This is a genomic window from Agrobacterium sp. S7/73 (assembly GCF_019355535.1).
Taxonomy (GTDB): Bacteria; Pseudomonadota; Alphaproteobacteria; order Rhizobiales; family Rhizobiaceae; genus Agrobacterium; species Agrobacterium tumefaciens.
This window is the reverse complement of record NZ_CP072136.1, coordinates 1,783,104-1,805,230: the sequence shown is the minus strand read 5'-3', so window position 1 is coordinate 1,805,230 and position 22,127 is coordinate 1,783,104. Positions and strand designations below refer to the sequence as shown.

The following is a 22,127-nucleotide window of genomic DNA, read 5'->3' as shown; positions in this document are numbered from 1 at the left end:
TTTGGAAACTCTTCCGGTCTCTTAGACTGTTTCAGCCGAAAGACGAACGTGACCGCGACAGCATTGCAATTCGTGGATGCTTCGGTAAACCAGCTTTGGCGATCATGCAACAAGTGCGATAGGCGGGTGAGCGAATTCACCAGCCCCGTTCGGAAAAAAACGATGATATTCGGGCTGTTCAGACAGAAAAACAACAACCGCGCCATAGTAGACCGGCAATATGCGATCCTGACGGCTGCGGCCCGCACGCCCGCTTTTTATCTTGATCTCGGCGTTCCAGACACGGTGATGGGCCGCTTCGAGATGCTGTCGATCGTCATGATTCTCTATTTCCGCCGCACCAAATCCTCCGGTGTGAGCGGGCAGGAAATCGCCCAGGAGATCGTCGACGCCTTTTTTCAGGATATCGACCATTCCATCCGTGAGCTCGGCATTGGCGACCAGGGCGTGCCGAAGCGCATGAAGAAATTTGCCGGCATGTTCTACGGGCGGCTCGAATCCTACGCGGCGGCGCTGGATGCATCCGACCCCGTTGCCCTTGCCGCAGCGCTCCGGCGCAATATATACCCCCAGACAGATGAGAAAGCACCGGAACTGGACGGGCTTGCGGGCTGGATGATGGAGGCGTCTTCCAACCTTTCCGCAGGCTCCGAAGAAACGATAGCAACCGGAAGCCTGAAGCTGCCTTTGCCTGGACTATGAGGTTTACGATGAACGCGCGACACGCCGCAAATGACGATCTGCCTTTTTCCTACCCCGTAAAGGTAGGTCATATTTCCGCCAATCCGGTGAGGATTGGTCTTGAAGCCAATGCCGAGGAACTGAAGGCACTGGCGAAATTCTGGGATGTGGTTTCCGTCGAATATCTGAAGGCGGAACTGCAGGTTACCCGCTGGAAGAGGGATGGCGTGAAGATCAAGGGCGAGGTGCATGCGGCCGTGACCCAGTCCTGCGTCGTGACGCTGGAGCCGGTTTCCAGCAAGATCGACGAGAGCGTCGAGCATATTTTCGTGCCGGAAGGATCGAAGCTGGCGCGGATGGTCACCAATGAGGAAGGGGAGATCGTACTCGATCCCAACGGCCCTGACATTCCTGACCAGTTCACCGGCGACAGCATTGATGTTGGCGCGACGGTTGCGGAATTCGCGGCCCTTGCGATCGATCCCTATCCGCGCAAATCGGATATCGAATTTACCGATACGACCGAAAATGAGCCTGAAGAAGAAAAGCGTCCGTCGCCTTTCGCCGTGTTGAAAGACTGGAAAAAAGACTGAATGCGCCGCCGGGCTGAAATAATTTTATTGTAACACAGGCCGGAACAGGTATTTTCGCGCAAAATCCGCTTGAGTGGCGGCAAAAAGGATAAGGGACGAGTGATCAGAATAGCGATTGACGTCATGGGTGGCGATTTCGGCCCTGATGTTGCCATACCCGGTGCCGCCAAGGCGCTTGAACGGCACAACGATGTGACTTTTCTGCTCTACGGGCAGAAAAGCAAGTGCGACCCCATTCTGGCACAATATCCCGCACTTCGGGAAAAGTCGGTCTTTCACGATTGTGAAATCTCGGTCGCCATGGACGAAAAGCCAAGTCAGGCGCTTCGTCGTGGCCGCTATGTCTCCAGCATGTGGCGCGCCATCGAGGCCGTGAAGCTCGGTGAGGCGGACGTCGTCGTATCCGCCGGCAATACCGGCGCGCTGATGGCCATGGCCAAATTCTGTTTGCGCACCATGGCGCGGGTGGAACGCCCGGCCATCGCCGGCATATGGCCGACGCTGAAAGGCGAAAGCATCGTACTCGATGTTGGCGCCACCATTGGCGCCGATTCCCAGCAATTGCTCGATTTTGCCCTGATGGGCGGCGCCATGGCGCGTGCGCTTTTCGATATCGACCGTCCGACCGTCGGTTTGCTGAATGTCGGTGTCGAGGAGGTGAAGGGTCAGGAAGAGGTCCGTGAAGCCGGACGGCTGATCCGCGAGGCCGATCTAGGCACCATCGATTACCGCGGTTTCGTCGAGGGTGACGACATTGGCAAGGGCACGGTGGATGTGGTGGTGACCGAAGGTTTCACCGGCAACATTGCGCTCAAAGCCGCCGAAGGCACGGCGCGCCAGATCACCACGCTTCTGCGTGAGGCGATCTCCCGCAGCTTCTTTGCCAAGATCGGTTATATTCTCGCGAAAAGCGCTTTCGATGTGCTGCGAGAAAAAATGGACCCGCGCAAGGTCAATGGCGGCGTGTTTCTCGGCCTGAACGGCATTGTCATCAAAAGCCATGGCGGCACGGACGCCATCGGTTTTGCCTCCGCGGTCGATGTCGGCTACGACATGGTCCATAACGGTCTTACGGCAAAAATTGAAAACGATCTGAAGATTTACCACGCAAGACGGCTTCCGCCCCCGGCGCCCGAAGCTCTCGTGGCTGACGAGGAATAAGGGAATGATCCGCTCTATCGTACGTGGTTTCGGGGCAGCGCTTCCGAAGCGTGTCATGACCAATAGTGAAATCGAAGGGGTCGTAGAGACTTCCGATGAATGGATCGTGCAGCGCACGGGCATTCGTCAGCGCTACATAGCGGGAGAAGGCGAGACCACCGCTTCGCTCGGCGAGGCTGCGGCGCGTGCGGCGCTCGACAATGCCGGCCTGACGCCCGATGACATCGACCTCATCATTCTGGCAACCTCGACACCGGACAATACATTTCCGGCAACGGCGGTAAACATCCAGAACCGTCTCGGCATGACCCACGGTTTCGCCTTCGACATGCAGGCCGTCTGCTCCGGCTTCGTCTATGCCGTGGCCACCGCCGATCTTTACATTCGCGGCGGCATGGCCAAGCGCGTGCTGGTGATCGGCGCCGAAACATTCTCGCGCATTCTCGACTGGAAGGACCGCACCACCTGCGTTCTGTTCGGTGATGGTGCAGGCGCACTCGTAATTGAGGCAGGGGAAGGCGAGGGTACTTCCAGCGATCGTGGCATCCTCACCTCGCAGCTGCGCTCCGACGGTTCGCACAAGGACAAGCTTTACGTCGATGGTGGACCTTCCACGACCGGCACGGTCGGCCATCTGCGTATGGAAGGCCGGGAAGTGTTCAAGCACGCTGTCGGCATGATCACCGACGTCATTGAACAGGCTTTCGAGGCGACAGGCACGACGGCTGATGATCTCGACTGGCTCGTTCCGCATCAGGCCAACAAGCGCATCATCGACGGATCGGCGAAAAAGCTCAACATCGATCCGGAAAAAGTCGTCATCACCGTCGACAAGCACGGCAATACGTCGGCCGCATCCATTCCGCTGGCGCTTGCCGTTGCGGCCAGTGACGGACGCATCAAGAAAGGCGATCTGGTCATGCTGGAAGCCATGGGCGGCGGTTTCACCTGGGGCGCAGTGCTGCTGCGCTGGTAACGGCAAATTTTAGCGTTTACCGGGGCGCTGGCACAAAATCGGTTGTGATTTTTGCGGCAGTACCCCGTTCAAACGCGCTGAAGCGACCCCCGCGTGCGGCAAAACCGCGTCAGTCGCTCTAAGCCATTGCACTGATTGCCGAAAGCCTCAAATGAATCTGGAACAATCCCTTGACCGGTCGCCACAAGGGAAATAATCTCGGCGGCTCCTAGAGAAAAATTCAGACACGGTTTGTGGGGAAAAATGGCCGGGAAGACAGTGACACGCGCAGATCTTGCAGAATCTGTGTTTCGTAAAGTCGGGCTGTCCCGCACCGAATCCGCCGAACTGGTCGAAACGATCATCGACGAGATTTGTAATGCGATCACGCGCGGCGAGGTCGTCAAGCTCTCGTCCTTCGCGACATTTCAGATCAGGGAAAAGAACGAGCGTATCGGCCGCAACCCGAAAACGGGTGAGGAAGTTCCGATTTCGCCACGCCGCGTCATGACCTTCAAGGCGTCAAACGTGCTGAAACAGCGAATCCTGAAGGCGCATACGGCTCGCAAGACCAAGCAAAAGGGTCAGAAAGCCGGGGCGTAAGCCGGCTGTAACACGGGTTTTTTGCCGCATGGCAAGCCTTTATCCCCATTCTTCTTGTGAACATGCTTGAATTTCGACGTGCAAGCCGTTGAAATCTGGTCGACTCACATCATAATCAATTTTAGATAAATGGTATCTTGCCGCCACGGGCATCGGTGCGAGGATCGGGTTCGATTTTTCGCAACACATGATGCACGGTATCGGCTGGTGAAAAGCGTTCTTGTTCAGTGTCCGGCTGGGTGCATGGCGCTCAAGGTCCGGATGGGAGTGGAAGTTTGGACAAAAGCCCCGACGCGTTTCGGACGATCAGTGAAGTGGCGGATGAGCTGAACCTGCCGCAGCACGTGCTGCGTTTCTGGGAAACGCGCTTTCCGCAGATCAAGCCGATGAAACGGGGCGGGGGCCGCCGTTATTACCGCCCTGATGATATCGATCTCCTCAAGGGCATTCGTCATCTTCTTTATGACCACGGCTACACCATCAAAGGTGTGCAGAAACTTCTGAAAACCAACGGAAACCGTTTCGTGGCGGCAATCGCGTCGGGCGATCTTGCTACCATGGAAGCCATCATGGCAGCGAGCGGCGAAAAGGAAGTTGCCGAACCGCGCGTGCTGGATCCGGACGGAGACGAGGTCGTCGGCCGCCCGAAAGCCAAGCCGAGCGGCCGATTTTTCGGCTTCGGTGGCGGTAATAGCGATACCGAGATATCAGTCGGCAAATCTGGCATCGGCAAGGATGACCAAGCGCTGTTGCAGGAGGCGCTGTTCGATCTTCTCGAATGCAAGCGGCTGCTTGATCAGGTTCGCTGATCGTTTATCCACAACTCTGTTCGAGCATTTTCAGGAAAAGCGAAGGCGCTCTGGAATGCCAACCTTTCAGAAACTCTCTTGACCGATAATGCGGCTCCGTAAAAAGGAGTCTGATCGTGAGCAATCGAAAACCGACAACGCGACGCCGTACGGCGAAGAAATCGGCCGGCGGCAGCGTTTGGCCCTGGGTGCTAATGTTGGGCGTCGTGGCCGGCGGCATTCAGGCTTACGAACATCGCGACAGTCTTATGCCGCAGCGGCATGTCGCGAAGGCACCATCCACGACGACAAATTCCCCCAAGATCGCCGTAGCCGCCAAACGCGAGACGGCCGCACCGGAGAAGGTGGCGGCCATCCGCCCCGCATCGCCGGTTTCACCGATCAATGGTCCGGTGCCGCCACGCTCGATTGCCATGCCGCCTGCGGCACAGCAGAGCCAGGTTGCCGCTATCCTGCCGGAAACACGCCCTTCGGTCGAAAAAGTCTCGCTGGGAGAAAAAAGCGGCGCCTTTGCCTTTTGTGGTCGCTCAGGTCTCACCAATTGCGTGGCCGATGGCAATACCTTCTGGATGAAGGGCGTGAAAATGCAGCTCGCCGGCATCGAGGTCCCGCAGATCGACCGGGCGCGATGCATGGAAGAGCGTCAGCGCGGTTTCATTGCCAAGGTGCGGTTGCGGGATATGTTGAATGCTGGCGCATTCGATGTGGCGTCGTCGGCAACAGCCGGCGGGCAAGCCATGGAACGCAAACGGATTTCACGTTCGGGCGTATCCTTTGCCGATCAACTCGTGCGGGAAGGCCTGGCTCATCCGGTCTCGGCAAAAAATCAGTCCTGGTGTGGCTAAGGCCCGGTTGACCGAAACGGTGCGGCCTGTGTAGATGTGGCGCTGTCGGTGCTTGGGGTCAGGGTCTCGTTCGATCCTGCGCCTGAGGAATGACAAGGCAATTTTGTAGCGCCGGGGCCTGTTGGCACGCGGTGCGACAATGCGGACGTGGCGAAATCGGTAGACGCAGCAGACTTAAAATCTGCCGACCATTGGTCTTGCGGGTTCAAGTCCCGCCGTCCGCACCATTTCCATCTCCAATTAAAAGATTTCTCTGCCGTTTTCCTGCGACATGCGGGCATTCAGGATGGATTCTGCGCCGGGATAGTCGATATCCGGGCAATCGATTGCATCATGATGCATGAGTCAGCCTAAAAAATGGGCTTGTTCACGCTCGCGGCATTTCTCCGTGAAAATCATCCAAAAGAGCCTATTGACCTTGCCACGATGGGAAGCCCTATCTTTTTTTTGTAAAGAGAAAAAGAGGTCATGCGCATGTCACAAATCCAGATACAGGCGAACCATTCGATAGCCATCGAGGGAATGACATGTGCCTCCTGCGTCGGTCGTGTCGAGAAGGCTATTGCCAAGGTGCCGGGGGTCGTCAAGGCTTCGGTCAATCTTGCGACGGAGCGCGCCGATATTGCTTTTTCAGGAGCGCCGAACGTTTCGGCCGTTGTCGATGCCGTGCGAAATGCAGGCTATAGCGTCGACGAGAAAACCATCGAACTCGATATCGAGGGCATGACTTGCGCGTCCTGTGTCGGCCGTGTCGAAAAGGCGCTGAAGGCCGTTTCCGGTGTCTCAGACGCGAGTGTCAATCTCGCAACGGAGCGCGCCACCGTCCGCGTCGCCGGCAATGCCGTCTCTGCCGCCAGGCTGGCCGAAGCAATCAGCCAAGCCGGTTACAAGGCAAACGAGATCGTCGCCGACAAGGCCAAGGGTGACGAGCCGGACCGGCGCGAAGCCGAATTGCGCGGTTTGAAAATCAGCCTGGCCACCGCTGTTGCCCTGACGCTGCCGGTCTTCATTCTGGAGATGGGCTCGCATCTGGTGCCCGCCATCCATGATTTCGTGATGGAAACCGTCGGCATGCGGGAAAGCTGGTATCTGCAATTCGCGCTGACCACGCTTGTCCTCTTCGGGCCGGGCCTGCGGTTCTTCAAAAAAGGCATCCCCGCACTTCTGCGGCTGGCGCCGGATATGAATTCGCTGGTGGTGCTGGGCACCGCCGCCGCCTGGGGGTTCTCGGTAGTCGCCACCTTCGTGCCCGAAATCCTGCCGAGAGGCACGGCCAATGTCTATTATGAGGCCGCAGCGGTGATCGTCACGCTTATCCTGCTCGGCCGTTTCCTCGAGGCGCGCGCCAAGGGCCGCACCAGCGAGGCGATAAAGCGGCTCGTCGGCCTGCAGGCCAAGTCCGCCCGTGTGATACGCAATGGTGAAACCATCGATGTGCCGCTGCAGGATGTTGCGACTGGCGATGTCATCGTCGTCCGTCCCGGCGAGAAAGTGCCAGTCGATGGTCTGGTGCTTGATGGTTCTTCCTATGTCGACGAATCGATGATTACAGGCGAGCCGGTGCCGGTGACCAAGACGGCTGGGTCCGAAGTCGTGGGCGGTACGGTCAACAGAAACGGCTCCTTCACGTTCCGCGCCACGAAGGTCGGCGCCGACACGCTGATCGCGCAGATCATCCGCATGGTCGAGGCAGCGCAGGCCGACAAACTGCCGATACAGGCGCTGGTGGACAAGGTGACCAACTGGTTCGTGCCTGCAGTCATGCTCGCTGCACTCGCCACCTTCATCGTCTGGTTTGTTGTCGGGCCCGACCCCGCCTTGACCTTTGCGCTGGTTAACGCCGTCGCTGTCCTCATCATCGCTTGCCCCTGCGCCATGGGCCTTGCCACCCCGACCTCGATCATGGTCGGTACCGGACGCGCCGCCGAAATGGGTGTGCTATTCCGGCGCGGCGATGCTCTCCAGACTTTGCGTGATGCCGATGTCATCGCCGTCGACAAGACAGGCACGCTGACGCTCGGTAAGCCGACACTGGTGCATTTCACCACGACCGAAGGCTTCGATCAGGATGAGGTGTTGCGCCTTGTCGCCTCGCTTGAAAGCCGTTCCGAACATCCCATAGCCGAAGCGATCGTCGAGGCGGCAAAACATGGTGGCCTGACGCTTGCCGACGCGGCCGGCTTTGAGGCGACCCCCGGTTTCGGCGTTGCGGCAACGGTTGACGGCCGCAAGGTCGAGGCGGGCGCCGACCGCTTCATGGTGAAGCTCGGTTACGACATTGCGAAGTTCGCCGACGATGCCGACCGGCTGGGCAGGGAAGGGCAGTCGCCGCTTTATGCCGCTGTCGATGGCCGGCTGGCCGCCATCATCGCGGTTGCCGATCCGATCAAGCCGACGACGCCGGAGGCGATCGCAGCGCTGCATGCTCTTGGTCTCAAGGTCACGATGATAACAGGCGATAACCGCCGCACGGCCGAAGCCATTGCCCGCCGTCTTGGTATCGACGAAGTGGTGGCGGAAGTACTGCCTGACGGCAAGGTCGAGGCCGTTAAAAGACTTGCGGCCGATGGCCGGCGGGTGGCCTTCGTCGGTGATGGCATCAACGATGCGCCGGCCCTTGCGGCGGCCGATGTCGGTCTCGCAATCGGCACGGGTACGGATGTCGCCATAGAAAGCGCCGATGTGGTGTTGATGTCTGGCGATTTGCGCGGTGTCGCGAATGCCATTGCGTTGTCCAAGGCGACGATCCGCAACATCCGCCAGAACCTGTTCTGGGCCTTTGCCTATAATGCCGCACTCGTTCCCGTGGCGGCCGGAATATTGTATCCTGCCAACGGTGTTCTGCTGTCGCCTGTCCTTGCTGCCGGAGCCATGGCGCTTTCCAGCGTGTTTGTCTTGACCAACGCGCTGCGTCTCAAAAGCTTCCGCCCGCCGCTGCTTGACAGATCGACCGGCATGCAACTCGCAGCGGCAGAATAGGGGGCGGATGTGATGACGCCTGGAAACACAGTCTATTTGCCACGTATCGGACGCAGCATTGTGGCAGCGCAGGGCGAGACCGTCCTTCAGGCCGCCCTTGCCGCCGGAATTTCCTATCCGCACGGCTGTCGCATGGGCCGGTGCGGGGCGTGCAAATCGCACCTCGTCTCAGGCGAGATCGACCTTCTCAAGCATACGCCCTTTTCGTTGACAGAAGAGGAAAAGGCGGAAGGGCTGACACTCGCCTGCCGCGCCGTGCCGTTGAGCGACGTGACGATCGGCTGGCTCGACGGTGAGGATGAGTTTGCCGATATTCCGACCGGCCGCTTTGATGGCGTCATCGCGGAAGCGGTAGATGCGACGCATGATATCAAGCTCATCCGCATCAGGCTCGACGATCGCGAACTGTTTACCTTCAAGGCCGGCCAATATGTGCGCCTGCTTTATCCGGACTGTTCGCCGCGTGACTATTCCATTGCCAGCCGCATCGATGAGGACCTGATCGAATTCCATATCCGGCATGTCCCCGGCGGCGTCACGAGTGGCCATATTTTCGCGAACGCCAAGGCGGGTGACCCTGTCGTGCTGGTCGGTCCCTTCGGGTCTTCGTATCTGCGGGAAAAGCATTGCGGACCGATCCTCGGTATTGCCGGCGGTTCGGGGCTGGCGCCGGTGAAGGCGGTGGTAGAGGCAGCGCTTGCCACTGATCGGACCACGGGCCGGCAACGCCCGATCCATGTCTATTTCGGCGCCCGCGCCGAGCGTGACCTCTATATGGTCGACCGTTTCGAAGAACTTGCCGTAAGCCACGGCAATCTGAGCTTCGTTCCGGTTCTCTCGAATGAAGACCATGCGCAGATGCGGCGCGGTTATGTCGGTTCCGCCGTGGCGGACGACTTCGACGATCTCGATGGCTGGAAAGCCTATCTGGCCGGACCGCCGGCGATGATCGAGGCAACGGTGCCGCAGCTCTTGGCAAGGGGCATCCGCACCGCCGACATTCATGCAGACGTGTTTTTCACCCCGGAAAGATAGGAGCAGGATCGATGAACATTGGTACAGCCGCCACCGCATCCGGTGTTTCCGCAAAGATGATCCGCCACTACGAGACGATCGGGCTGATCAAATCCGCAAACCGCACGGAATCCGGTTATCGGGTCTACACGACCAACGATCTGGAGACGCTGCGTTTCATCCGCCGCGGCCGCGACCTCGGTTTCTCGATCGAAAAGATCAGGCAGCTCATGACCCTGTGGCGCGATCCCGGCGGTGCATCCTGCGACGTCAAGCGCATCGTCATGGAACATGTCGTAGATCTGGAGGCCAAGATGCATGCTCTTCGGGAGATGGCCGACACGCTGCGAAATATCGCGACCTATTGCCCTGACAATGGTGAACCGGATTGCCCGATCATTCAGGATCTTGCCCAATCTGAAGATCCCGATTTTACGCCGGTGGCGATCCTACCCAAGCGTTCCGGCATGCTGAAAGGCACGTCCGGTGTGGTGACGGATTTGCCGCGCCTCATGAAATAAACCGCATTTCCCCGGCGGGGACCGATCATCAATTGCAGTGCAATGGCCATTTGCGGCGAAGGAGAACAGGCAATGTGGATACAGATAATACAACGCTTCCTTATTCTGTGCCTTATGCTGATGATCGTCTCCGTCATCGCGTTTCTTTTGCCCTACATGGCCGGTGGCGATCCTGCCCGCACCATTCTGTTTTCGCGCATGCGCGATACGGCGCTCGATCCGCATGCGGTCGAGGCCCTTCGGTTAAGCCTCGGGCTCGACCGGCCGCTTTACGTCCAATATTTCGCATGGCTGTCGGACGCGCTGCGCGGTGATCTGGGCTTTTCCTTCACCAGCAGCCAGCCCGTGGCGGGTGAGCTTTTGCGCTCTCTCGGCGTGTCCGTGACATTGGCACTGACGGCGCTGGCGATTGCGGTCGCCGTCGCCCTGCCGCTCGGCACGTTGGCGGCGATGCGTCCGGGTGGCCGGCTGGACAATTTCGCAACGCTGATGATCCAGACCTTCGTTGCCACGCCGGAATACTGGTTTGCGCCGATGTCGGCGCTCGTCTTTGCGCTTTATCTCGGCTGGTTGCCGTCCGCGGGCTGGGATAGCTGGCGCTCGCTGGTGCTTCCCGCTTTGACGTTGACGCTGCGCCCACTGGCCTATTTCACGCAGGTGACGCGCGCCGCCATGGCTGAGGTTCTGCGCGCGCCTTACATCACGGCGGCCCGCAGCCGCGGTCTCGGCATGCATGGCACGGTCATGCGCCACGGCATTCGCAACGGTTCGCTTCCGATCATCACCTTCTTTGCCCTGTGGCTTGCGGGCCTGCTTGGCGGATCGGTGGTCGTGGAGGTGATATTCGCCATCCCCGGAATGGGCCGGCTTCTTTACGACGCCGTGGTCAATCGGGACATCCCCATGCTGCAGGGCGGTTTCATCTGCATCGTCGCCCTTTCCATCCTGATCAATACCCTGGCCGATGGCCTCTATGTCCTGATCAATCCAGCAATGCGAGGTCAACATGACCATTAGTCACTTCCCGAGCGCGCCGGTAGCCGCCATGCCAATGACCTTGCCCAAGCGCCCGTCGACACTTTTCCGGTTCACGGATTTTATCCGCCGGCGGCACTGGACGTTCTACGCGGGTTCGGCGATTTTTCTCGTCATCATCCTGCTGCTCGTCATCGCGCCGTGGATTTCGCCCTATAATCCCGCGCAGCAAAGCCTTCGCCTGCGGTTGAATGCGCCAAGCGCCGCCTACTGGCTGGGCACTGACCATCTCGGGCGTGATGTCTTGAGCCGGCTGCTTATCGGCGGACGCTTCACGGTCACGATTGCCGCCATCACCGTCATTCTGTCGGTCGCCATCGGAACCTTCATCGGCATCATCAGCGGTCGCAGCCGCGGCGTTCTCGATGAAGTCCTGATGCGGGTGGTGGATCTGCTCATCGCCATCCCTGACGTGGTAATCGCCATTTTCCTCGTCGCCATCTTCGGCCCGGGATATGGAACATTGATCGCGTCGCTGACGATCGTCGGTTGGACACCTTTTGCGCGACTGGCACGCGGGCTGACGCTTTCGATCAATTCCCGAGAATATATGCGCGCCGCCGAAGTGCTTGGATGCACACGCCGCTTCATTATTTTCCGGCATGTCATTCCCAACACGATCTGGCCCATCGCAGCCGTTGCCTTTCTGCGCTTCGGCCACAAGCTGATCACGGTGGGCGGACTGTCGTTTCTCGGCCTCGGCGTGCAGCCGCCTGCCGCAGACTGGGCGCTGATGTTGGCCGATGCGCAGGCCTATGCGGAACGTATGCCCATTCTCGTGATCGCACCGGGTCTGGCGATTTTCCTGTCGGCGTTGAGCGTGACATGGATCGGCCACGGCCTGAACATGGATACCAGGAAACCGAACGGCCATTGACGCCTGCGGTTAGAGCAATGACCGGCGCCCGCGCCGATCAAACATACACAGGGCACGATAGCCCCAAGGAGAGTATTATCGTCTGAAGCCGCTTGAAAATACGCCCATGCCTCCGATGCAATAATAATAAGGGGAACTCTTATGAATATCGAAGGACACACGCATGCCAATACGGCCATCGCCCCGGAGCGGACACCGCTTCTGGAAATCGAGGATTTGCACGTTTCGGTGCCGTCTGGAAATGGCCGCAAGTTTGTTATCTCCGGTCTGACGCTCTCCGTCGATGCCGGAGAGGTCGTTGCACTGGTCGGCGAATCCGGATCCGGCAAGAGCATGACGGCTCTGTCGCTGATGCGGCTGTTGCCGCACGGCGCGGAAATCAACTCCGGCCGCATTTCCTTTGCCGGGCGCGACATTCTCGCTCTCTCGCCCTCCGAGCTTGATGCGTTGCGCGGCGCCGATATCGGAATGCTTTTTCAGCAACCGCAGGCCATGCTCGATCCGACCAGCCGGGTCAGGACGCAGGTCGCCGAGCCACTGTGGGTCCACCGCAAGATGAGCCGGCATGCGGCACTGGGCCGGGTTGTCGGCATGCTCTCGGACGTTGGAATTCCCGATCCGTCGGCGCGGGCGCAATGCTTCGCACATGAACTCTCAGGCGGCATGGCGCAGCGCGTCATGATTGCCGCGGCACTCTCCGGCAATCCGCAACTGCTGATCGCCGATGAACCGACGACGGCACTCGATGTCACCGTCCAGGCACAAATATTGCGCCTGCTCGACGATGAGCGTCGGAAGCGGCGGCTCGCCACGCTGCTCATCACCCATGACCTCTCGGTCGTTGCCGCTTTCGCGGACCGGATTGCGGTGATGTATGCTGGTCGCATTGTCGAGGAGGGGCCGACGCAGGCAATCCTCAAGGCGCCGCAACATCCCTATACCAAGGCGCTCATCAGCTGCTCGCTTTTGACGACCGACAGCGAGGGGCAGCTGCTGACGATCCCCGGCTCCAGCTCGCAGGCCCATGACATGTCCTGCGGTTGCCGTTTCCATCCCCGCTGCGCGCTTGCCCAGTCGGCCGGCATGGGCGGCCGTTGCATGGCAACGGAGCCGGATCTGAATGCCTTGCCGGAAGGTCGCAAGGCGCGGTGCTGGGCGGTCGACGACGACCATGCCGGCAGCCATGCCAGTCACACAGTCTGCTGAAGGAGGGTTGCGATGCTATCGACAGTGAAAACACCGAACCAGCCTCAGGCGGCTGGCAAGATCAAGCCCTATGTGGTCGCAAACAACCTGTGCAAATATTATCCGATATCGGGTTTCGGCAATCGCGTGGTCAAATCCGTGGACGATGTTTCCCTCACGATCGGCGAGGGTGAGGTTCTTGGTCTCGTTGGCGAATCCGGCTGCGGCAAAAGCACTGTCGCCGGGCTGATAACGCGGTTGACCAACGCGACGAAGGGCGAGGTCAGCATCGGAGACCACGATATTCTGCACATGCAGGGCGAGACGCTGCGGCGCATGCGCCGTGTCGTGCAACTGGTGTTCCAAGATCCCTATTCCGCGCTCGACCCGCGCATGCGCATAGGGCAAAGCATGGAAGCGCCGCTTGCCCAGCACGGCATCGGCACGCGCGAAGAACGCATCGCGCGCGTGTTCAAGATGCTGGAGGAGGTCGGCCTCGATGCCTCCTATTATGACCGTTATCCGAGCCAGTGCTCCGGCGGGCAGTTGCAACGCGTGGTTATAGGCCGCGCGCTTCTTCTCAATCCAAGCTTCCTTGTGTGCGACGAACCGACATCGGCGCTCGATGCCTCCATGCGTACGCAGATCCTGAACCTGCTGATGGACATGAAGCGTCGTCATGGTTTGACGGTGCTGATGATTTCCCATGACCTGCGCGTGGTGCGTTACCTCTGCGACCGTATCGCGGTGATGTATCTCGGGCGGATCGTTGAAATCGCCGACCGGGATGAGCTTTTCCGGGCGCCTAAGCATCCCTATACGAAGGCTCTTATTGCCTCGTCGATGCTTGATGAAACCGGATTATATGCGCCGGAAATGCTTCTGGATGGTGATCTGCCAAGCCCGCTCAATCCTCCAAGTGGCTGCAAGTTTCACACCCGCTGCAAATATGCGACGCAGATTTGCAGCGAACAGGAACCGCTTCTGGAAGACGTTGCCGGGGAGCATTTCGCTCGTTGCCATCACTGGCGCGAATGGGGCTGAGGAGCAGCGCAGTTACAGTCTTCTGGTTCTGTAAAAACAGATGAATTGTGCGTTTGTGAATTAATATCGGAATTAAATTCCGAGTATAAAAACATAAAATGAATGATATTCAAACGGATGTTCGTGGGGCGTCCGAAGGATATTCTTATGTCTTTCGAGATCTATTTTGTGAAGATATTAAATCTCGTGAGACGACTGACTTTTGAGCGTTGTCATCAAAAATAAAAGGGGAATATTCAATGATAAAGCACGTACTTTTGGCGACAAGCGCCATTGTGGTCTCTTTTGGAACGCAAGCGGCAACGGCCGGAACGATCACCTATGACGATTATACCGGCGTCAAGACCGGCTGGCAGATGGCTTCCGACGATGCCTATCTCGGTTCGCGCGCAGGGTGTTTCGAAAGCATGGTCCGCGTCGGCTATGACACCGCACTGGAGCCGGGCTTGGCCGAATCCTGGACACAAACCTCACCGAAGGTTTGGGAGTTCAAGTTGCGCAAGGGCGTGAAGTTCCAGAACGGCGAGCCGCTTAATGCAAAAGCCGCGGTCAATGCGCTCACCAATCTTCTGAAAGCGCCCGTTCCGGCCCGGGCCTTTTCGCCTAAGCTGGTCGCTGCCGTCGAGGTTGGTGGCGACGATATCGTGAAGATCACGACCATCGAGCCATCGGTGCTGCTGCCGGCGCAAATGGCAAGCCCGGCGACTTCGATCCTCGCGCCATCCGCCTATAAGGACGGCAAGGTCGATCCGATCGGAACCTGCACCGGACCGTTCAAGATCACCAAGGTCGATGCCAGCCAATATATGGAACTGACGGCGAACCATGACTATTGGAACGGTATGCCGAAGCTCTCGGGCGGCCGTGTGAACTTTATTCCGGATGCCGATACCCGCGCCACCCAGATAAGAAGCGGTGAAGTGCAGATTTCGCGCGTGATTCCACCTTGGGCGGTAAAGACCATTGTAGCCACGAAGGGTGTCAAGGTTGCGCCAATTACCGTGCCCCGGATTACGGAAATGCTGCTCAATAATTCGAAGCCGCCGTTCAAGGACATCAAGGTTCGGCAGGCGATCCGGGCCGCCATCGACACCGCCGGTATTGCCGACAGCATCTATGAAGGCATGGTAAAGCCCGCAACGATGCCCTTCGCACCGGGAGAGCCGTGGGTGCCGCAAAACGTCACGCCCGCTTATGACATAGAGAAGGCAAAGGCTCTGCTGAAAGAGGCGGGCATTGCCCCCGGCAGCCTCAAGCTGACACTTCTGGCCTATACTGAAAGAACCGAACTCAAGGATGTTGCCGCCGTTATTCAGGCCCAATTGCAGGAAATCGGCATCAAGGTCGATGTTCGCGTTGCTGATTACACTGCGATCGAGCCCGATCTCCTGTCCGGCAATTTCGACATGGTCCTTCTGTCACGCGGTTATGCCACCGATGTTGCAGAACCGATCGGGTTCCTCAACGCCGACTATACCTGCGGAGGCGGCTACAACATCTCGCATTATTGCAGTGAGGAGACGGACAAGCTGATCAAATCTGCCTATATGGCGGCTGAGCCGGCAAAACGTTACGCCATCTATGCCGAGGCGGCGAAGCGGATTTACGACGAAGCCGTCACCGTCTACCTCGTCCATGAGACCGCTTTCGATGCCTATTCGGACAAGGTCGAAAACTTCAAGCCGCATCCGATCAACTACTTTATCATGACCAAGGATCTGGCAGTGAAATAGGCCAATGTGACATTGCTGACGAGATATGGCCCGGCTCGAAAGAGCCGGGTTTTGCCTGTTGACAGGCCATCGCCCACACTCAACGTCATCCTCGTCCTGAGGATCTTTCCACCTATCGTAAAATCAATAGGTATCAGATGCCCGGACAGGCCCGAGCATGATGAAGGACAGGTTTTCAGACCTTGTCAGCCGTTGAAAATATGAATTTCAGGAACCGGGAAAACCTCCACTGTCATCCCCGGTCGAAAGGGAGAGTCACTTGCCGCGGGAGGTATGGAGAAGGACGAACGTTGGTATCGTCCAGCGGCTGTCACGCAAGCTCGGCGTGAAGCGGGGGCAGGCAGGTCGATCCGGCGGCAGGGATGAAGGCCGCCGCCGGCATCTCGTCAAATCAGGCGCGCGCTTCTGGCGTATAGCCTGCAGCGGTGATGATTTCAGCAATACGTGCCGCGTCGGAGACGCCGCCAACCACAACCGTGCGGCTTGCCGGATCAGCATGAACGGCGGCGCCGGGGACGGTCTTTTCGATTGCGCCCTTGATCACACCGGCGCAGTGACCGCAGGTCATGTCTTCAACGTAGAAAGAAAGGTCGGCATCAACAGGTGCGGCAGCGGTTTCGGGGTGATGCTGGTGGGCGGTGCACATAGGCGGTTCTCCTTGGGTTGGAACTCGTAACAGCAGGAGCCTGGACTATTCCAACGTGGGAAGGTCAAGCGCTTTATTAAGGCAGCCAAAATAAGCGCACCGGCATTTTAGTTGCGCCAGAAAATCGGCATCAGCAGCACGAGAACGGTGAGGATTTCAAGACGTCCAAGCAGCATCAGGACAGACAGGAGATAGAGCGCCGGATCACTGATCGTGGAGAAATTGCCGACAGGCCCGATGATCGGGCCGATGCCAGGGCCGACATTGGCAAGTGCGGTCGCAACGCCCGAGGTCGCAGTCAGGAAATCGTAACCCATCAGGCTCATGGCAAGGCTGCCGGCGATCCAGAGCGCGATGAAACAGCTGACGAAAAGGAAGATCGTCCGGATCGTGTCGGGATCGACCACCTGCTGCCCGTAACGGACCGAATAAACCGCGTTCGGATAGATCAGCTTTTTGAGGCCCGCCCGAACGACATTGAACATGATCAGAAAACGATAGGCCTTGATACCACCCGCCGTCGAGCCGGAGCAGCCGCCCATGAAGGTTGCGAAAAAGGCAACGACGACAACGAACGGACCCCACAGGGTGTAGTCGTCGCTTGCAAAGCCACCGGTCGAGAGGATTGATGTCATGTTGAAGAAGGAATGGCTGAGCGCAGTATCCAGCGGCACGCCGTTTCTAAGGTGGTGATAAACGCCGACTGCGATGGAAATCGCGCAGAGATAGCCAAGGAAGACGGCTATCTGCGGGTCGCGCAGCGTCTCCAGCCTGCGGCGCACCGCAAGCAGGATCATCACCGAGAAGGGCAGGCTGCCGAAGATCAGGAAGATGGTGGCAATCCAAAGCAGCGCCGTGTTGTTGAAATAGGCAAACGAGGCGTCGTGGGTGGAAAAACCACCGGTCGCAACCGTCGACATGGCATGGTTGAGGGCATCGAAATGCGACATGCCGGCAAAATCGAAAGCCACCGTGCAGGCGATGGTCATGATGATGTAGATCGCCACGAAAGCGCGGGTGAAGCTTGCCAGCCGCGCGAAGGGCCGGTCATTGCCGGTGTCGGACGATTCCATGCGGAAGAAGGTCATGCCGCCAACGCGCAAGAGCGGCAGGATGAAGAGGCCAAGCGCGACAATACCGATGCCGCCGAGCCAACAGAGCAACGACCGCCACAGAAGAATGCCCTGCGGCGCATTATCGAGGCCGGATATGGCGGTCGATCCCGTCGTCGTGATGGCCGATACCGATTCGAAAAGGGCCTGACCGGGCGTCAGGTCAAGCTCGGACAGATAGAGCGGAACCGCTCCGACAATGGAAAATACAAGCCAGAGCACGTTGACGAGCAGGAAGCCGAAACGTTTGTTGAAGGACGCGATCGGTGCGCGCGTGGCCAGCGCACAGGCAAGTGCAAAGCCGCCGCACATGAAGCCTGAAAGCGCAAACACCGTCCAGTCGTCATTGCCGTAATAAAGGTCTGTCAGCGCGGGCAGGAACATGGCCGTCGCGAGATAGAGCCCGAAGATGGACGCCACATATATGACCGAGCGCAGAAGATTGCTGTTCAAGAAATGAAACCCAGGGTTCGTGGCAGCGTGAAATGAGTCTTTGTCTCTGACGCCTTCCTATGGCATAGCGGGTGCCATTATGAATTTCAATGGATTGACAATCGTGGACAAGCAGCTTGTGGAGGCAGCGCGGCGGGAAGTGCGGGAGATATTCCCGGAAACGCCGTTGCAGTTGAATGAACATCTCAGCCGTCGGTATGGCGCGTCGATTTGGCTGAAGCGTGAGGATCTGTCTCCGGTTCGTTCCTACAAGATTAGAGGCGCATTCAACTTTCTCCGCAAGGCTGTTGCGAAGGCTGGCAAGGACAAGGTTTTCGTCTGTGCTTCGGCTGGCAACCATGCGCAGGGCTTTGCTTTCGCCTGCCGCCATTTCGGCGTTCACGGTGTTGTTTTCATGCCGGTGACCACGCCGCAGCAGAAGATCGACAAGACCCGTATCTTCGGTGGTGAATTCATCAGCATCCGTCTGGTGGGCGATATTTTCGACCAATGTTACGCCGCCGCGCGCAAATACGTCGAAGACAATGACGCCTACATGGTGCCGCCCTTCGACCATCAGGATATCATCGAAGGCCAGGCGACGGTTGCTGCCGAAATCATGGACCAGCTTCCCGAAGGCACCAAACCGGATATGGTTGTCATGCCGGTAGGCGGCGGCGGGCTTTCGGCAGGTCTTACCGGCTTTCTGGCGGGCACCGTTGAAAAGGGCAACTTCGTGTTCTGCGAGCCGGAAGGCGCGCCGAGCCTGAAAAGGAGCCTTGAGCGCGGCGAAGCGGTAACGCTCCCCAAGGTCGACAATTTCGTCGACGGCGCCGCCGTTGCCCGCATCGGCGATCTCAACTTCCAGGCGCTGAAGGATTTTCCGGCCGAGCAGGTTTTGCTCATCCCCGAAAACGCCATCTGCGTGACCATCATCGAGATGCTGAACCTCGAAGGCGTGGTGCTGGAGCCAGCGGGTGCGCTGTCCATTGCCGCTCTGGAGAAGCTCGGTCGCGAGAAACTGGAAGGCAAGACGGTTATCGTCGTCGTCTCCGGCGGCAATTTCGATTTCGAGCGCCTGCCTGACGTCAAGGAACGCGCCATGCGTTACACCGGCGTGAAGAAATACTTCATTCTGCGCCTGCCGCAGCGCCCCGGCGCGCTGCGCGATTTCCTCAATCTGCTTGGCCCGGACGACGATATCGCGCGTTTCGAGTATCTGAAGAAATCGGCACGCAATTTCGGTTCGATCCTGATCGGCATCGAAACCAACGCGCAGGAAAACTTCGCAGGGCTTCTTGAACGTTTCGAGGCTGCGGGCCTCGGCTATGAGGATATTACCGAAAACGAGATCCTGTCGAACCTGATCATCTGATCGGGATAAGAGCGACGGCAAGGGCGGAGCATATCCGCCCTTCGAAATGCGAGACAGATTAAGGGAGTGAAAGCCATGGCATCGTTTTTTTCCAAAATCCTTTCGGCCTTCGGCTCCGGCCAGTCCGCGGATGCGCCGCAGAAGGCAGCGCAGTCGGAACCGCATGTGCATGGAGACTATCTGATCTATGCGACGCCGCTGAAGGAAGGCGGCCAGTTCCGTTTGGCGGGCCGCATCGAGAAAAAGGACGGCGAGGAAACGCTCGTGCATGAATTCGTGCGCGCCGATGTCTTCACCAGCATGGACGATGCGGTTGAGTTCACCATCCGCAAGGCAAAGCTGATCATCGACCAGAACGGTGCATCGCTTTTCCCAGGAAAATGATGGCGGTTTCTTCTGCTGGACATTAAGATTCCGTTGGTTGCTTCGGCCTATCGTCTTCAGAGGGCATGAAGTCGCGCCGATGAACCGGCGCGATGTGGATCGATAGGGCGTATGCCGATGCAATGGGCAAATCTGGCCCTCTTCGTGGCGGAAGCCATAGTCTATTTTTCGGTAATGACGGCATTCCTTCATTACCGGCATATTCTCGGCATCGGTGTTTTTCTCACCGCGCTTGGCGTCATGCATTTCCTGGAAACCTACCTGGCGGCGGTCTTTTACGTCGAGCTGCCATTTGGCGTAGTATCACCCGGCTCCTCGATCCTTTTTGCCGGCAAACTGATGATGATCCTCATGCTCTATATGCGCGAGGATGCGGCAGTCGTCCGCCAGCCGATCTACGGCCTGTTTCTCGGCAATATACTCACCATCATCATGGTGCAGATCATCCGCTTCCATCCGACGGTGGCAATTGTCCCCGGACAGTCGGTAGATACCGGATTTCTGGATGAGATGGGCGTGCTGATGGTCTGGGGAACCAGCCTGCTTTATATCGACGCCATCGCCATCATCCTGTTTTACGAAAAGCTGGGACGCTATTTGCAGCGCCATATTGTCCTGCGCTTTGCAATCTGTGGCGTGGTGATTTTGAGCCTGGATCAGGCAGGCTTTTACGCGGCGTTGCGATATATGCTGAACGCGCCGGTCGATGTCTTTTACGATGGCTGGAAAGCGAAGATGGTGGCCGTTGCCATCTATGCTCTGCTCTTTGCCATTTATCTGAAGTTGACGGCGGCGAAAGGCCGCTTCCTGACGCGCCGTAGCGTTGCCGATGTCTTCAACGACCTCACCTTCAGGGAACGCTACGAGGAGCTTTTGTCCCGGTCTGGCCGCGACATGCTGACCGGTGTGTCCGACCGCGCCCGCATGGAACTCGATGCGCCGTCCGTCGTCGTGGAATGTCTGGAAAAGAAACGTCCCGTCAGCGTGCTGATCGTCGATATCGATCACTTCAAGACCGTCAACGACACCTTTGGGCATTTGCAGGGCGATGAGATATTGCGGGAATTCGCCGCCGTTCTGAAACGCATCGTGCAACCGCACGGCCATCTCTACCGGTTCGGCGGCGAGGAGTTCGTCGCCCTGTTACCGACGATGACCCATGAGGGGGCACTTGCCTTTTCAGCAGGTCTGCGGACGGCGATATTGAAGGATCTGCAACGGCCAGACGGTTCGCCGCTGACTGTCAGCATCGGCGTCGCCACGGCTTTCGAGGACGGGCAGCTTTTCCGCGCGCTGCTATCGGAAGCCGATGCGCGGCTCTATGCGGCAAAAAATAACGGCCGCGATCAGGTGCACGGCCGTTACGGAATGTGGGTCGGCTGATACCGGCAATCGAGCCGGCATCACCACGTGTCAAATGGCGCCTCAGGCGGCCTGCGCCAGTTCGGCAACCTTTGCTTCGGCTGCCGCAACGGCCTTCTCAACGGCTTCCGGTCCGAATGCCAGACCTTCGACATAGATCACTTCAACATCCGTCATGCCCATGAAGCCAAGAACGGTCTTGAGGTAGGGAACGGCGTGGTTCATCGACACAGCCGGGCCTTCGGAATAAACGCCGGCGGCGGCCAGCACGATGTAGACCTTCTTGCCGGTGGCAAGACCAACCGGGCCGGTTTCGGTGTACTTGAAGGTCTGGCCAGCGCGGGCGACGTTGTCGATCCACGACTTCAGGCCGGAATAGATATTGAAGTTGATGAGGCCGGTGCCGATGACGACAGTGTCGGCGGCCATAAGCTCTGCAACCAGCTTGTCGGAAAAATCGGCTGCAACCGCTTCTTCAGCGGTGCGCTGGTCGGGAGCCTTGCGGATCGCAGCCGTCTTGACGGTGTCGAGATGCGGAATGGGGTCGGCAGCAAGATCGCGGTGGACAAGGGTATTGGAAGCCGACTTGGCCTTCAGCTTGTTTGCGAGTTCGCCGGAAAACTTGTTGGAAACCGATTCGTCGCCACGCGGGCTGGAGGTGATGAGCAGAATGTTGGACATGGTCTTTCCTTGCATAAGCGATGAATTGACGGGCGCCTTGGGGGGGCGGGAGAGCACGATGCCCTTCCTTTGCCCCCTATATGACCAATTGATGCCATCA

The 22,127-nt window shown here is 58.4% G+C and carries 21 protein-coding genes and 1 tRNA gene; 19 read left to right on the top strand and 3 right to left on the bottom strand.

Annotation, left to right across the window (positions count from 1 at the left end; translation table 11 throughout):
• Positions 1 to 162 precede the first annotated feature (162 nt).
• The 16 genes from J5276_RS08940 (at position 163) to J5276_RS08865 (ending at position 16,035) form a co-directional block, all read left to right on the top strand.
• Positions 163 to 702 carry a ubiquinol-cytochrome C chaperone family protein gene (locus J5276_RS08940; protein WP_112154955.1) on the top strand — a complete coding sequence of 180 codons (540 nt, stop codon included), beginning with the start codon at positions 163 to 165 and terminating at the stop codon, positions 700 to 702.
• Positions 703 to 710: 8 nt separating this feature from the next.
• Entirely contained in the window at positions 711 to 1,274 is a 564-nt protein-coding gene (locus J5276_RS08935) for a DUF177 domain-containing protein (protein WP_003512527.1), read from the top strand.
• Between the two features lie 99 nt (positions 1,275 to 1,373).
• Positions 1,374 to 2,435 carry a phosphate acyltransferase PlsX gene (gene plsX / locus J5276_RS08930; RefSeq protein ID WP_003512528.1) on the top strand — a complete coding sequence of 354 codons (1,062 nt, stop codon included), beginning with the start codon at positions 1,374 to 1,376 and terminating at the stop codon, positions 2,433 to 2,435.
• Positions 2,436 to 2,439: 4 nt separating this feature from the next.
• A complete protein-coding gene (locus tag J5276_RS08925; RefSeq protein WP_003512529.1) occupies positions 2,440 to 3,411 on the top strand; it encodes a beta-ketoacyl-ACP synthase III in 972 nt (323 codons plus the stop codon).
• Between the two features lie 243 nt (positions 3,412 to 3,654).
• Positions 3,655 to 3,993: an integration host factor subunit alpha gene (locus J5276_RS08920; RefSeq protein ID WP_003512530.1), complete on the top strand. Its 339-nt coding sequence runs from the start codon at positions 3,655 to 3,657 to the stop codon at positions 3,991 to 3,993.
• A gap of 275 nt (positions 3,994 to 4,268) precedes the next feature.
• Positions 4,269 to 4,802, top strand: coding sequence for a MerR family transcriptional regulator (locus tag J5276_RS08915; RefSeq protein WP_003512531.1), 534 nt, complete (start codon positions 4,269 to 4,271; stop codon positions 4,800 to 4,802).
• A gap of 116 nt (positions 4,803 to 4,918) precedes the next feature.
• Complete coding sequence (locus tag J5276_RS08910; protein ID WP_112154954.1) at positions 4,919 to 5,647, top strand: nuclease; 729 nt, start codon at positions 4,919 to 4,921, stop codon at positions 5,645 to 5,647.
• Between the two features lie 141 nt (positions 5,648 to 5,788).
• A tRNA-Leu gene (locus J5276_RS08905) sits at positions 5,789 to 5,874 on the top strand.
• 247 nt (positions 5,875 to 6,121) lie between these two features.
• On the top strand, positions 6,122 to 8,626 hold the full coding sequence (locus J5276_RS08900; RefSeq protein ID WP_162632962.1) for a heavy metal translocating P-type ATPase: 2,505 nt from the start codon (positions 6,122 to 6,124) through the stop codon (positions 8,624 to 8,626).
• Positions 8,627 to 8,638: 12 nt separating this feature from the next.
• Positions 8,639 to 9,661 (top strand): 2Fe-2S iron-sulfur cluster-binding protein, encoded by a 1,023-nt coding sequence (locus J5276_RS08895; protein ID WP_112154952.1) that lies wholly within the window; start codon positions 8,639 to 8,641, stop codon positions 9,659 to 9,661.
• Positions 9,662 to 9,672: 11 nt separating this feature from the next.
• Positions 9,673 to 10,161 (top strand): Cu(I)-responsive transcriptional regulator, encoded by a 489-nt coding sequence (cueR, locus tag J5276_RS08890; RefSeq protein ID WP_013635893.1) that lies wholly within the window; start codon positions 9,673 to 9,675, stop codon positions 10,159 to 10,161.
• Between the two features lie 72 nt (positions 10,162 to 10,233).
• Positions 10,234 to 11,178 (top strand): ABC transporter permease, encoded by a 945-nt coding sequence (locus tag J5276_RS08885; RefSeq protein ID WP_209159380.1) that lies wholly within the window; start codon positions 10,234 to 10,236, stop codon positions 11,176 to 11,178.
• Positions 11,168 to 12,073: an ABC transporter permease gene (locus J5276_RS08880; protein WP_065658047.1), complete on the top strand. Its 906-nt coding sequence runs from the start codon at positions 11,168 to 11,170 to the stop codon at positions 12,071 to 12,073. The genes J5276_RS08885 and J5276_RS08880 overlap by 11 nt, the downstream gene beginning before the upstream one ends.
• 141 nt (positions 12,074 to 12,214) lie before the next feature.
• On the top strand, positions 12,215 to 13,279 hold the full coding sequence (locus J5276_RS08875) for an ABC transporter ATP-binding protein (protein ID WP_065661117.1): 1,065 nt from the start codon (positions 12,215 to 12,217) through the stop codon (positions 13,277 to 13,279).
• A 12-nt stretch (positions 13,280 to 13,291) separates the two neighbouring features.
• Entirely contained in the window at positions 13,292 to 14,302 is a 1,011-nt protein-coding gene (locus J5276_RS08870) for an ABC transporter ATP-binding protein (protein WP_003512539.1), read from the top strand.
• A gap of 239 nt (positions 14,303 to 14,541) precedes the next feature.
• Entirely contained in the window at positions 14,542 to 16,035 is a 1,494-nt protein-coding gene (locus J5276_RS08865) for an ABC transporter substrate-binding protein (protein ID WP_112154950.1), read from the top strand.
• 391 nt (positions 16,036 to 16,426) lie between these two features.
• On the opposite strand, the gene J5276_RS08860 is transcribed toward J5276_RS08865, so the two are convergent.
• On the bottom strand, positions 16,427 to 16,681 hold the full coding sequence (locus J5276_RS08860; RefSeq protein WP_112154949.1) for a heavy-metal-associated domain-containing protein: 255 nt from the start codon (positions 16,679 to 16,681) through the stop codon (positions 16,427 to 16,429).
• A 107-nt stretch (positions 16,682 to 16,788) separates the two neighbouring features.
• Entirely contained in the window at positions 16,789 to 18,246 is a 1,458-nt protein-coding gene (locus J5276_RS08855) for a TrkH family potassium uptake protein (RefSeq protein ID WP_003512541.1), read from the bottom strand.
• Between the two features lie 79 nt (positions 18,247 to 18,325).
• Here J5276_RS08855 and ilvA point away from each other — a divergent pair, with 79 nt between their 5' ends.
• From ilvA to J5276_RS08840, 3 genes are all read left to right on the top strand, one after another.
• Positions 18,326 to 19,600 carry a threonine ammonia-lyase gene (gene ilvA, locus J5276_RS08850; RefSeq protein ID WP_029658759.1) on the top strand — a complete coding sequence of 425 codons (1,275 nt, stop codon included), beginning with the start codon at positions 18,326 to 18,328 and terminating at the stop codon, positions 19,598 to 19,600.
• A gap of 75 nt (positions 19,601 to 19,675) precedes the next feature.
• Positions 19,676 to 19,984: an HlyU family transcriptional regulator gene (locus tag J5276_RS08845; protein WP_013635901.1), complete on the top strand. Its 309-nt coding sequence runs from the start codon at positions 19,676 to 19,678 to the stop codon at positions 19,982 to 19,984.
• Between the two features lie 117 nt (positions 19,985 to 20,101).
• A complete protein-coding gene (locus J5276_RS08840) occupies positions 20,102 to 21,367 on the top strand; it encodes a diguanylate cyclase (RefSeq protein WP_025593206.1) in 1,266 nt (421 codons plus the stop codon).
• 42 nt (positions 21,368 to 21,409) lie between these two features.
• On the opposite strand, the gene J5276_RS08835 is transcribed toward J5276_RS08840, so the two are convergent.
• Entirely contained in the window at positions 21,410 to 22,027 is a 618-nt protein-coding gene (locus J5276_RS08835) for an FMN-dependent NADH-azoreductase (protein WP_013635903.1), read from the bottom strand.
• Between the last annotated feature and the right edge of the window lie 100 nt (positions 22,028 to 22,127).

Bases quoted from the DNA above. Each gene is read 5' to 3' on its own strand.
- J5276_RS08860 (WP_112154949.1), bottom strand. From the start codon at position 16,681: ATGTGCACCGCCCACCAGCATCACCCCGAAACCGCTGCCGCACCTGTT.
- J5276_RS08875 (WP_065661117.1), top strand. From the start codon at position 12,215: ATGAATATCGAAGGACACACGCATGCCAATACGGCCATCGCCCCGGAG.
- J5276_RS08895 (WP_112154952.1), top strand. From the start codon at position 8,639: ATGACGCCTGGAAACACAGTCTATTTGCCACGTATCGGACGCAGCATT.
- J5276_RS08870 (WP_003512539.1), top strand. From the start codon at position 13,292: ATGCTATCGACAGTGAAAACACCGAACCAGCCTCAGGCGGCTGGCAAG.
- J5276_RS08865 (WP_112154950.1), top strand. From the start codon at position 14,542: ATGATAAAGCACGTACTTTTGGCGACAAGCGCCATTGTGGTCTCTTTT.
- J5276_RS08845 (WP_013635901.1), top strand. From the start codon at position 19,676: ATGGCATCGTTTTTTTCCAAAATCCTTTCGGCCTTCGGCTCCGGCCAG.
- J5276_RS08835 (WP_013635903.1), bottom strand. From the start codon at position 22,027: ATGTCCAACATTCTGCTCATCACCTCCAGCCCGCGTGGCGACGAATCG.
- J5276_RS08900 (WP_162632962.1), top strand. From the start codon at position 6,122: ATGTCACAAATCCAGATACAGGCGAACCATTCGATAGCCATCGAGGGA.
- ilvA (WP_029658759.1), top strand. From the start codon at position 18,326: ATGAATTTCAATGGATTGACAATCGTGGACAAGCAGCTTGTGGAGGCA.
- cueR (WP_013635893.1), top strand. From the start codon at position 9,673: ATGAACATTGGTACAGCCGCCACCGCATCCGGTGTTTCCGCAAAGATG.
- J5276_RS08940 (WP_112154955.1), top strand. From the start codon at position 163: ATGATATTCGGGCTGTTCAGACAGAAAAACAACAACCGCGCCATAGTA.
- J5276_RS08885 (WP_209159380.1), top strand. From the start codon at position 10,234: ATGTGGATACAGATAATACAACGCTTCCTTATTCTGTGCCTTATGCTG.
- J5276_RS08840 (WP_025593206.1), top strand. From the start codon at position 20,102: ATGCAATGGGCAAATCTGGCCCTCTTCGTGGCGGAAGCCATAGTCTAT.
- J5276_RS08880 (WP_065658047.1), top strand. From the start codon at position 11,168: ATGACCATTAGTCACTTCCCGAGCGCGCCGGTAGCCGCCATGCCAATG.
- J5276_RS08935 (WP_003512527.1), top strand. From the start codon at position 711: ATGAACGCGCGACACGCCGCAAATGACGATCTGCCTTTTTCCTACCCC.
- J5276_RS08925 (WP_003512529.1), top strand. From the start codon at position 2,440: ATGATCCGCTCTATCGTACGTGGTTTCGGGGCAGCGCTTCCGAAGCGT.
- J5276_RS08920 (WP_003512530.1), top strand. From the start codon at position 3,655: ATGGCCGGGAAGACAGTGACACGCGCAGATCTTGCAGAATCTGTGTTT.